The following is a 10,754-nucleotide window of genomic DNA, read 5'->3' as shown; positions in this document are numbered from 1 at the left end:
CGGTGAGGGAGGGGAACCGGTACTGCCCGCCGGGACCCACCCCTGCTTTCCAGAGTGGCCTCGTCCGTGCGGTACGTCTGCCTGAGAGATTCCGGGGAGGATTTGCTCCTTCGGCGCCTCCGTCGAGCTTGGTCGGAGGACTCTCCCGCACAGGGTCAGCAGCCGTTCACCAGACTACCAGCGAGGTTCTGGGGGCTCCCTCGAGTGGCCCCCTCCCCGGTTATGCACTTTTGTAGTCATACGTGAGGAGTGGCGACCACCCGGCGACCACATGGAGGGACCGTGCGCACCGACATCGATCCCCGCAGCCTGATCGGCCGCAAGGCGTTCGACCGCAACGGCGCCAAGATCGGCACCATCGACGAGGTCTACCTCGACGACGCCACCGGCGTGCCCGAGTGGGCCGCCGTACGCACCGGACTGTTCGGCCGGGACGCCTTCGTCCCGCTGGAACCCAGCGAGCTGGTCGGCGACGCCCTCCGGGTGCCCTTCGAACGCTCGCTCATCAAGGGCGCCCCGGACTTCGGTGTGGGCCGCCACCTCTCCCCCGAGCAGGAACTCCAGCTCTACCACCACTACGGCCTGGACGTGGCCCTGCCCAGCGACGTCCAGCGCGACTTCGGCCGGCTGGCGGGCGAGGACTGACGCGGCCGGCCGCCCTCACGGCTCGCGCCCGCCGGTCGGGGGCGGACCGGTCAGCGGCAGCGGGTCGGACGGCGTGAGCTCGGGGTCGTCCACCCGGAAGGTCCGCACCCGCCCCGGCAGCGACCCGGGCGTCTCGAACCGTACGGTGACCCGCCCGACCCCGCTGCCCTGCACCCAGCCCGGCCCGTAGACGGTGTGCCGTACGTCGCTGCCGGCCGCCCAGCGGCGTTCGGCCAGGGGCACGGGCTCCTGGCCCGGGGCCTCGCCGCCGGGCCCCTCACCGGGCCCTGCGGCCCCCTCCGGGGCCCCTGGCACCTCCTGCGGTCCCTCGCCTGCCGGCGCGTCCTGCGCGGCTGCGGCCTCCTGCGAGCGGACCTGCGCGAACAGGTCCTCCTGGGTGTAGTCGGCCAGCCCCGAGACGCCGACCCCGAGCAGCCGGACCCCGCCCGTGGTGTCGACGGCCTCCAGCAGCCGGGCCGCGGCCTCCCGGACCACCGCCTGGTCGTCGGTGGGCCCGCGCAGGGTCTCCGAGCGGGTCAGCGTCGAGAAGTCGTAGCGGCGCACCTTCAGCACGATCGTGCGTCCCGAGTGCCCCGAGGCGCGCAGCCGCTGCACGCACCGGTCGGCCAGCCGCTGCACCTCGTACCGGATCCGGACCCGGTCGTGCAGGTCGACGTCGAAGGTGTCCTCCACCGAGACGCTCTTGGCGTCCCGCTCCGCGACCACCGCCCGGTCGTCCAGGCCCAGCGCCATCCGGTACAGGGCGACCCCGTGCGAGCGCCCCAGCATCCGCACGAGCTCGTCCTCGCCGGCCTCCGCCAGCTCGCCGACGGTGGTGATCCCCGCCCGGCGCAGGTGCTCGCCGGTGGCCGGGCCGACGCCCGGCAGGGTCCGCACGGTCATGGGGGCGAGCAGTTCGCGCTCGGTGCCCGGCTCGATGAGCAGCAGGCCGTCGGGCTTGGCCTCCTCGGAGGCCACCTTGGCGAGCATCTTCGAGCCGGCGAGCCCCACCGAGGCGCTCAGGCCCGTGGCGGCCCGGATGTCGGCGCGCAGCCGCCGGCCGGTGGCCCGGGCCGAGGCGGAGTCGAAGGCGGCGCCGCCGGCCTCCAGGTCCACGAAGGCCTCGTCCAGGCTGAGCGGCTCCACCAGCGGGGACAGCTCCCGCAGCAGCGCCATCACGCCGTCGCTGACCGCGCGGTAGAGGGCGAAGCGCGGGACGAGGTACGCGCCGTTCGGGCAGAGCCGGCGGGCCTGGGCCATCGGCATGGCCGAGTGCACGCCGAAGCGCCGGGCCTCGTAGGAGGCGGTGGCCACCACCCCGCGCGGCCCGAGGCCGCCGACGATGACGGCCTTCCCGCGCAGGCTGGGCTTGGCCGCCTGCTCCACGGAGGCGTAGAAGGCGTCCATGTCCAGATGGAGGATGGTCGGCGCGGCTCTCACAGGACCGATGCTGCCGCATCCCACCGACAAAGACCGCAAGGGCGTTCGAGGGCGGCCCGGGAGCCGCCGTCAGACCGCCCGGTTGCGCCGCGCCGCGAGCTCGTCCGCGGGGTTGTGGCCCACCAGCGTCTCGCCGGTGTCCACCCGCTCGCCGTGCAGCTGGGACAGGGCGTGCTCCACGTCCCGCCGCACCACGCCCACCGCGATGCCGAAGATGCCCTGCCCGCCCTGGAGCAGGTCCACGACCTGGTCGGCGGAGGTGCACTCGTAGACCGTGGCGCCGTCGCTCATCAGCGTCATGCGCTCCAGGTCCGCCAGATCACGGCCGCGCAGGTGCTGGACGGCGGTACGGATGTTCTGCAGGGCCACCCCGGTGTCGAGGAAGCGCTTGACGATCTTGAGGACGACCACGTCCCGGAAGCTGTACAGCCGCTGCGTGCCCGAGCCGTACGCCGGCCGCACACTCGGCTCCACCAGGCCGGTCCGCGCCCAGTAGTCCAGCTGGCGGTAGGTGATCCCCGCGGCGGCACAGGCCGTCGGCCCGCGGTAGCCGATCTGCTCGGTCGCCGGACGGGGCCCCACCTGGCCGGCCGTCGGCGCCGTCTCCGGCTGTCGGCGCGCGGCGCCCACCGCACCGCCGTGCAGCGGGTACGGGCCGCCCTCGCTCCGTGCGGGGATGCCCCCGGTCGTACCGTCGCCCGTGATCCTCACGCCCGACCCTCCGTCCTTGACCTGCCATCTCGACGGTAGGCAGTCACCAGGGGTGCGTCAACGATCGCCACACTCGGCACGCCGGGTGATAATCACCCTGAGAGTGGTTTCACGTATCCCAATGCGGGGAATGCCTACTCGAATGGGCCGACAAGGCCTCGAAATCGGGCAGAACGGGACGGGCCGGAGACCGGCCCCGGGCCTACTGGTTGCTGGTCCCGAAGTCCTCCGGCGAGATCTGGTCGAGGAACTCGCGGAACTTCTCCACCTCGTCCTCCTGCTCGTCCGGGATGGCGATCCCGGCGTCGTCCAGCACGCCGTCGCTCCCGTAGATCGGCGTCCCCGTACGCAGGGCCAGCGCTATGGCGTCGGACGGCCGCGCGCTCACCTCGACCCCGCTGGCGAAGACGAGCTCCGCGTAGAAGACGCCCTCGCGCAAGTCCGTGATCCGTACCTCGGAGAGTTCCTCCCCGATGGCTTCCAGCACGTCCTTGAACAGGTCGTGCGTCAGCGGTCGCGCCGGGGCCATGCCCTGCTGCGCGAAGGCGATGGCGGTCGCCTCCCCCGGTCCGATCCAGATGGGGAGGTAACGGTCGCCTCCCACTTCGCGCAGGAGCACGATCGGCTGGTTGGAGGGCATTTCCACCCGGACACCCACAACGTCGAGCTCGTTCACACAGCAACCCTAGGACCTGGTCGGCAGGTTTGGGTAGTCGGGGCGGCGCCGCTCAGTGCGGCCGCACCCCCAGAGCCGCCTGGAACAGCGCCTCGTGGAGCCTCGAAGAAAGTCCCGCGAGCTCCCTCAGCGTCGCCTCCGCGTGGGCCCTGGTCTGCGGATTGCGGTGCAGGCGCAGCGGTGCCACGAGCTGCTCGACCAGCCCGGCCTCCCGGTCCGCGGCCGCCTTCATCCCCCGCAGGTGCCGCGGCTCCAGCCCGAACCGGCCCAGCTCCGCCACCAGCCGCGCCACGGTCACCGCCTCCGCCTCGAAGCCGCCCTCCGGAGCCTCCGTGAGCAGCCCGTACGACTCCCACTCGGCCAGCTGCGCCTCGTCCACCTCGGCCGCGGCCAGCAGCTCCGCACGCCCCACCCGGGCCGCGGCGGGCCGCTCCGCGCCCTCGGCGGGGGCGTCCCCGTGCGGGGACGGCGACGGGATGCGCACGGGATCGCCCGGCGCCCGCCCGTCGAGCTGCTCCTTGATGACCTTGAGCGGCAGGTAGTGGTCCCGCTGCAACCGCAGCACCTGCGCCAGGCGCTCCACGTCGGCGGGGCTGAACTTGCGGTACCCGGAGGGCGTACGGGCGGGCTCCACGAGCCCCTCGGCCTCCAGGAAGCGGATCTTGGAGATGGTGATGTCGGGAAACTCGTCACGCAGCTGGTTGAGCACCGTACCGATGCTCACCGACCGCCCGGCCGAGCCGGCGGCACCGTTTCCGGCACCGCCCGTCGGTGTACGCAGCATGGACCTTCCCTGGGAGAACCCCCGGACCGGACCCGGCCCGGGGGGAAGGGATCAGATGCCCCGCTGGCTCGCGTAGAAGACCAGCCGGTACTTGCCGATCTGCACCTCGTCGCCGTTGTGCAGGGCGACCGAGTCGATCGGCTCACGGTTGACGTAGGTGCCGTTGAGGCTGCCGACGTCGGCCACCGTGAACCCGCCGTCCGGGTTCCGGCGGAACTCGACGTGCCGCCGCGAGACGGTGACGTCGTCGAGGAAGATGTCGCTCTGCGGATGCCGGCCCGCCGTGGTCAGCTCACCGTCCAGCAGGAAGCGGCTGCCCGAGTTCGGACCGCGGCGCACGATGAGCAGCGCGGAACCCGGGGGCAGCGCCTCCACCGCGGCCTGGGCCTCCGGCGACAGCGAGGACGACACGTGCGCCCCGCCCGCCTCGGCCTCGTAGGCCTCCAGACCCGAGATCGAGATGGTGGACGTGGTCTCCGAGGCGCGCTCGGGCGTCAGGCCCGCCCGCAGCGGAGCCCCGCAGTTCGAGCAGAAACGGCTCGCCGCATCGCTGCGGTGCCCGCACCTGCTGCACACCTGCTCGGCCGACATCGACGGCTCCTCGTGCCGCGGCTGGCCCGCGGAGACATGGGTGGCGTAGGGATCGGGGGCGAAACCGCCGCCCGTACCTGCGGCTGCCGGGGCGCCGTAGCCTATGCGGCCGGCGGCCGACGGGTCGGCCGGCGACGCGCCCGGCCCCTCGCCGGCACCGGGCACCTCGTCGCGGAACAGCGGCCGGTCGCCCTGCGCTTCCTCCCCGCCGGCGGCACGGTGCCGGGCACCGCTTTCGTCGCGGTTCTTCTTGCCGAACAACTTCTCAAACAACTTCACGGGCGATTCCCCTTGACCGAAACAGACCCGCCCGTGGGGCAGGACGAAGTCCGAATGCACACACCTGCCGACCCGGACATTCTCACAACGTCCGTAACCACCAGACAGTTTCCACCACGCACCACTCGTTCGGTGCGCCGACCCCCCGCAGGCCTCCGCCCGCGTGAGCCGTCCCACACGTCACTCCATCTCATGGCGATGACGACCGAGCGTAGTCAGGCTGCTTCGCCGGCCGCAAGGCGTCTACGACGATCTTCGCCGAGCGCGTGACGGTGGCCGTGGCCTGCTCCTTCTCCAGCGTCTGGATCACGCCGCCCGGGATGTTGAGCGCCGGCTCCAGATCCTGCGGCTTGCCGATCACCCGGAACTCGTACGGTTGTGAGATCTTCCTACCGTCGATCGCCACCCCGCCGTTCTCGTCCGAGAAGTACGAGCCCGCCACGACCCGCACACCGTTGATCTGGATCGCCTCGGCCCCGGCCGCCCGCAGCTCCTGGATGGTGTCCAGCAACATGTCCGACTCCACCTGACCCTTGGGATCGGTGACCTTCAGGGTGATCCCCGGTCCCTGCGCTGCCACCGTACCCGCCAGGATGCCCAGTTGACGCTCCTTCTCCACGGTCTGCTTGCGCGCCTCCTCGGCCTGGTCGGAACTGTTCTCCAGTTCCTTGCGCTGGTCCTCCAGCTTCTGCTTCTCGTCCTCCAGGCGCTTGGTCCGCCCGTCCAGCTCGTCCAGGATCCGCACCAGGTCCTCCTGGCGCGCCCCGCGCAGCGCGCTCGACTCACTGGTGGAACGCACCTGGATCGCCAGGCCCAGGCCCAGCACGAACAGCAGCAGCGCCACCACCAGTTGGGCCCGGCTCAGCCGCGGCGGCCACAGACCGGCCTTCAGCCGCTGCCGGCCCGTCTGCTCGGACCCGCCCGGCTGCGGCGCGGCCGGCTGCGGCCCGGCGGGCTGCGGCGGGCCGGGCACCGGCTGCTCGGGGGCGTTGTCGTTCGCGTCCATCGGCCTCACGCCCGGAAGACGTGCCGGCGGATGGCCGCGGCGTTCGAGAAGATGCGGATGCCCAGGACGACCACCACACCCGTGGACAGCTGCGCACCCACACCCAGCTTGTCACCGAGGAAGACGATCAGCGCCGCCACCACCACGTTGGACAGGAACGACACCACGAAGACCTTGTCCACGAAGATGCCGTCCAGCATCGCGCGCAGGCCGCCGAACACCGCGTCGAGCGCCGCGACCACGGCGATCGGCAGATATGGCTCGACCACGGCCGGCACCTCGGGCCGGACCAGAAGTCCGGCCACCACTCCGGCCACCAGGCCCAGTACCGCGATCACGACGCACCCTTCTTCGGCTCTGCTGCTCCTGCCGTGGCCGTCCGTACGGCCAGGCTCGACGCGGCCGGCAGCCGCACCTCGTTCTCGGGCGTCAAGGTGGCGCGGATGCCGTAGTTCTCCTGGAGCACGTGCAGGTACTGACCGTCCGCACTGTCCTGGAAACCGGTCCCCAGCCGCTTCTTGTCCCCGACCGCCAGCACCTCGTACGGCGGCACCAGCGGCTTGTTGTCGACCAGTATCGCGTCACCGGCCGCCCGGATCGCCGACAACGCCGTCAGACGCTGGCCGTTGATCGAGACCGCCTCCGCGCCGGCCTGCCAGAGCCCGTTGACGATCCGCTGCATGTCGCGGTCCCGCAGCCGGCCGGTGTCGGAGAAGCCGGTGTTCTCCCGCGGCCCGCCGCCACCCGCCGACGCGCCCTTGGCATCGTCGACGACCAGCTTGACCCCCGGCCCGCGCACCTCCGTCGCCCCGGACAGCAGGGCCACCAGCCGCCCCTGGCCGTCCCCGCCGGACTGCTTGAGCGCGGCGCGCTGGCGTCCGGCGACGTCGTCGCGCAGCCGCTCGATGTCGTTCTCCAAGGTGCTCGCGCGCCCGTCGGCCCGCTCCACCCGGTCGATCAGCTCCTGCCGTTCCTTCGCCAGCACCGGCGCCGCCACCCGGGCCTGCGCCGCACCGAGCGTGACCACCATGGCGGCGACCACCAGACCGGCGGCCAGCCCGAGTTTGGCCCGCAGGGTCCGCGGCAGCCCGGCCGTGCCCTCCGCCTCGCGGCGGGCAGCGGCCTCCGCGTAGCCCTCGTCGAGGCTGTGGTCCATGACGTGGGTCAGCAGCGACATGGACGCGTCCGGGCGGCCCGGTCCGGGGGCCGGACTCCGGTGGGGGGACGGCTGCGACATGCCGCTCATCGTCGCACGTCGCGGCGGCCGACACCGAATGCGCCCGAGGCGCGGACGGGGCGGGCCCGGACCGGACCCGCCCCTGCGGACGTCACCCGCCGCGACTCAGCGGCCGGCGCCGTCCACCACCGACGCCCACTCGTCCAGCAGCGCCTGCGCCGACGCGTCGTCCGGGCCCTCGGCCCACAGGTGCGTCACCGCCTCCGCCGGGTCGGGCAGCACCAGCGCCCACCGGCCGTCGGCCTCGACCACGCGCACACCGTCGGTGGTGTCCACCTGCCGCTGACCGGCCGCCTCCACCACCCGGCGCATCACCAGACCCTTCACGGCCCACGGCGTCGGGACGTCCCGCTTGAGGACGTGCGCCCGTGGTATCCGCGCGTCGATCTGGCTCAGCGTGAGCTGCGTACGCGCCACCAGCCCGATGAGCTGCACGAACGCCGCCGAACCGTCGAAGACGCTGCTGAACTCGGGAACGATGTAACCGCCCCGGCCGTCGCCGCCGAAGATCGTGCCCTCGGCCCGGCCCACCCGCGTCAGATCGTCCGGCGAGGTCGTCGTCCACTCCACCTGCGTGCCGTGGTACGCCGCCACCTGCTCGGCGATCCGGGTCGTGGTGACCGGCAGCGCCACCCGGCCGCTGCGCTTCTCCGCCGCCACCAGGTCCAGCAGCACCAGCAGCGCCCGGTCGTCCTCGATGATCCGACCGCGCTCGTCCACCAGCGAGATCCGCTCACCGACCGGGTCGAAACGGACCCCGAACGCCGCCCGCGCCGACGCCACGATCTCCCCGAGGCGCACCAGCCCGGACCGGCGCGACTCCGACGTCTCGGTCGGCCGCGTCTCGTCGAGACCGGGGTTGATCGTCAGCGAGTCCACCCCGAGCCGGCCGAGCAGGCTCGGCAGCACCAGGCCGGCACTGCCGTTGGAGGCGTCCACGACCACCTTCAGCCCGGCCTCGGCGATCCCGGTGGTGTCCACCCGCCGCAGCAGCGACCCCGTGTACGAGTCGAACACGCTGGACGGGAACTGCAGGTCACCGATCTCGCCCGGGAACGCCCGCCGGTACTCCTGACGCGCGTACACCCGGTCCAGCTTGCGCTGCTGCGCCTGGGAGAGGTCGGCGCCCCGCTCGTCCAGGAACATGATGTCCACCGAGTCCGGCACGCCGGGCGAGGTCCTGATCATGATCCCGCCGGCGCTGCCGCGCGCGGTCTGCTGCCGCGCCACGGGCAACGGCACGTTCTCCAGGTCCCGCACGTCTATGGCGCTGGCCTGGAGCGCGGAGATCACGGCCCGCTTCAGTGCGCGGGCGCCACGGGAGTGGTCTCGGGCCGTGGTGACGGTCGAGCCCTTCTTCAGCGTGGTCGCGTACGCGCCCGCCAGCCGGACCGCCAGCTCCGGGGTGATCTCCACGTTCAGGATGCCGGAGACGCCCCGGGCACCGAAGAGGTGCGCCTGGCCGCGGGACTCCCAGATCACGGAGGTGTTGACGAAGGCACCGGCCTCGATCGTCTTGAAGGGGTAGACGCGCACGTTGCCCTGGACGATCGACTCCTCGCCCACCAGGCACTCGTCACCGATGACGGCCCCGTCCTCGATCCGGGCCGACCGCATGATGTCGGTGTTCTTGCCGATCACGCAGCCGCGGAGGTTGCTGTGCGGCCCGATGTACACGTTGTCGTGGACGACCGCCTTGTGCAGGAAGGCTCCGCTCTTGACGACCACGTTCGACCCGACGACCGTGTGCTCGCGGATCTCCACACCGGCCTCGACCTTGGCGTAGTCCCCGACGTACAGCGGTCCGCGGAGCACGGCGTCCGGGTGGACCTCGGCCCCTTCGGCGACCCAGACCCCCGGAGAGATCTCGAAGCCGTCCATGTCGACCTGGACCTTGCCCTCGAGCACGTCGGCCTGGGCCTTCACGTAGCTCTCGTGCGTGCCGACGTCCTCCCAGTAGCCCTCGGCGACGTAGCCGTAGATGGGCCGGCCTTCCTTCATCAGCTGCGGGAAGACGTCACCGGACCAGTCCACCGGAACGTCCGGGTCCACGTAATTGAACACCTCGGGCTCCATCACGTAGATGCCCGTGTTCACGGTGTCCGAGAAGACCTGCCCCCAGGTCGGCTTCTCCAGGAAGCGCTCGACCTTCCCTTCCTCGTCCACGATGGTGATGCCGAATTCCAGGGGGTTCGGCACCCGGGTCAGGCAGACCGTGACCAGTGCGCCCTTTTCCTTGTGGAAGTTGATGAGATCGGTGAGGTCGAAGTCCGTGAGCGCGTCGCCGGAGATCACCAGGAAGGCGTCGTCCTTCAACGCCTCCTCGGCGTTCTTCACGCTGCCGGCTGTGCCGAGTGGCTTCTCCTCATTGGCATAGGTGAGCTCCATCCCGAGCTCTTCGCCGTCACCGAAGTAGTTCTTGACGAGAGACGCCAGGAACTGCACGGTGACCACGGTTTCGGTCAGCCCATGCCGCTTGAGCAGCCTGAGCACGTGCTCCATGATCGGCCGGTTGGCCACCGGCAGGAGCGGCTTGGGCATGCTCGAGGTCATGGGGCGAAGGCGTGTGCCTTCGCCACCGGCCATCACGACGGCCTTCATGTCGGAAGAGTCCTCCTTGAGAGACGACGTACACGCCGACCTCACTCGTCCCGGACTCCGGTTCCGCATCTCCTCCGTGCGTCACTGCACCGAGCGAGCTCAATCGGCAGCGGCGTCCGCCTTGACGAGCCGGCGGACTTGAACCACGTAAAGGATTCCTGCCCACCAATAGAGGGTTGTACCCCATCCGGCGAACGCCCATCCGAAAACTGACGCCAGCCACGCCAACCAACCACTGCCATCACTCAAGAGCAGCAAGGGGAACGCGTACATCAGGTTGAAGGTTGCAGCTTTGCCCAGAAAGTTGACCTGCGGCGGCGGATAGCCGTGCCGGCGCAGGATCAGCACCATCACGCCGAGCATCACTTCGCGTGCCAGCAGGGCCACGGTGAGCCACAGCGGCAGAATCTCCCGCCAGGTGAGCCCGAACAGCGTGGACAGGATGTACAGCCGGTCCGCGGCCGGGTCCAGCAACCGTCCCAGACTGCTGATCTGGTTCCACTTCCGAGCGAGCTTCCCGTCGAGGTAGTCGCTGACCCCGCTCAACATGAGCACCAGCAGCGCCCAGCCGTCGTGCTTCGCCAGAATGAGCCAGAGGAACAGGGGGACGCCGGCCAGGCGCGCCATGCTCAGAATGTTCGGGATCGTGAAAATTCGGTCCGTCTGAACCCGAGTCTCCTGGACCTCCACCCGGGGGCCTCCACTTGGAACGTGCGAACGATGCTTCTCGACCCTACAGGAGTTTCTCCGGACCCAGAACGCAGGAAAGCCCCGCACCACAGAT

11 protein-coding genes and 1 riboswitch are annotated in these 10,754 nt (G+C 71.1%); of the genes, 1 reads left to right on the top strand and 10 read right to left on the bottom strand.

Features of this window, described 5'->3' with window-relative positions:
• Positions 1–59: 59 nt before the first annotated feature.
• Positions 60–158, bottom strand: a riboswitch (glycine riboswitch).
• Between the two features lie 124 nt (positions 159–282).
• Positions 283–645, top strand: coding sequence for a PRC-barrel domain-containing protein (locus tag LG632_RS14760; RefSeq protein WP_226727510.1), 363 nt, complete (start codon positions 283–285; stop codon positions 643–645).
• A 15-nt stretch (positions 646–660) separates the two neighbouring features.
• Here LG632_RS14760 and LG632_RS14755 read toward each other — a convergent pair whose 3' ends face one another.
• The 10 genes from LG632_RS14755 to clsA all read right to left on the bottom strand — a co-directional run bounded on the left by LG632_RS14755 (position 661) and on the right by clsA (position 10,660).
• Positions 661–2,085, bottom strand: coding sequence for a DNA polymerase IV (locus LG632_RS14755; protein ID WP_226727509.1), 1,425 nt, complete (start codon positions 2,083–2,085; stop codon positions 661–663).
• Between the two features lie 69 nt (positions 2,086–2,154).
• Entirely contained in the window at positions 2,155–2,796 is a 642-nt protein-coding gene (locus LG632_RS14750) for a MerR family transcriptional regulator (protein ID WP_226727508.1), read from the bottom strand.
• A gap of 202 nt (positions 2,797–2,998) precedes the next feature.
• Positions 2,999–3,472, bottom strand: coding sequence for a bifunctional nuclease family protein (locus tag LG632_RS14745; protein ID WP_219665796.1), 474 nt, complete (start codon positions 3,470–3,472; stop codon positions 2,999–3,001).
• Between the two features lie 52 nt (positions 3,473–3,524).
• Positions 3,525–4,256, bottom strand: a complete 732-nt coding sequence (gene ftsR, locus LG632_RS14740; RefSeq protein ID WP_226727507.1) for a transcriptional regulator FtsR — start codon at positions 4,254–4,256, stop codon at positions 3,525–3,527.
• Positions 4,257–4,307: 51 nt separating this feature from the next.
• Entirely contained in the window at positions 4,308–5,234 is a 927-nt protein-coding gene (locus LG632_RS14735) for an FHA domain-containing protein (protein ID WP_226727536.1), read from the bottom strand.
• An 82-nt stretch (positions 5,235–5,316) separates the two neighbouring features.
• Positions 5,317–6,132, bottom strand: a complete 816-nt coding sequence (locus tag LG632_RS14730) for a DUF881 domain-containing protein (protein WP_226727506.1) — start codon at positions 6,130–6,132, stop codon at positions 5,317–5,319.
• A 5-nt stretch (positions 6,133–6,137) separates the two neighbouring features.
• Positions 6,138–6,470 (bottom strand): small basic family protein, encoded by a 333-nt coding sequence (locus LG632_RS14725; protein ID WP_125651314.1) that lies wholly within the window; start codon positions 6,468–6,470, stop codon positions 6,138–6,140.
• Positions 6,467–7,378 (bottom strand): DUF881 domain-containing protein, encoded by a 912-nt coding sequence (locus LG632_RS14720; protein WP_226727505.1) that lies wholly within the window; start codon positions 7,376–7,378, stop codon positions 6,467–6,469. The genes LG632_RS14725 and LG632_RS14720 overlap by 4 nt, the downstream gene beginning before the upstream one ends.
• A 96-nt stretch (positions 7,379–7,474) precedes the next feature.
• Positions 7,475–9,970 (bottom strand): mannose-1-phosphate guanyltransferase, encoded by a 2,496-nt coding sequence (locus tag LG632_RS14715; RefSeq protein ID WP_226727504.1) that lies wholly within the window; start codon positions 9,968–9,970, stop codon positions 7,475–7,477.
• Positions 9,971–10,069: 99 nt separating this feature from the next.
• Positions 10,070–10,660 carry a cardiolipin synthase ClsA gene (clsA, locus tag LG632_RS14710; protein WP_226727503.1) on the bottom strand — a complete coding sequence of 197 codons (591 nt, stop codon included), beginning with the start codon at positions 10,658–10,660 and terminating at the stop codon, positions 10,070–10,072.
• Positions 10,661–10,754: the final 94 nt, after the last annotated feature.

The sequence above is a fragment of the Streptomyces antimicrobicus genome (genome assembly GCF_020532625.1).
Classification (GTDB): Bacteria; Actinomycetota; Actinomycetes; order Streptomycetales; family Streptomycetaceae; genus Streptomyces; species Streptomyces antimicrobicus.
This window is presented reverse-complemented; position numbering and strand designations above follow the sequence as displayed.

Coding starts and splice junctions, on each gene's coding strand:
- ftsR (WP_226727507.1), bottom strand. CDS start 4,256: ATGCTGCGTACACCGACGGGCGGTGCCGGAAACGGTGCCGCCGGCTCG.
- LG632_RS14730 (WP_226727506.1), bottom strand. CDS start 6,132: ATGGACGCGAACGACAACGCCCCCGAGCAGCCGGTGCCCGGCCCGCCG.
- LG632_RS14720 (WP_226727505.1), bottom strand. CDS start 7,378: ATGAGCGGCATGTCGCAGCCGTCCCCCCACCGGAGTCCGGCCCCCGGA.
- LG632_RS14715 (WP_226727504.1), bottom strand. CDS start 9,970: ATGAAGGCCGTCGTGATGGCCGGTGGCGAAGGCACACGCCTTCGCCCC.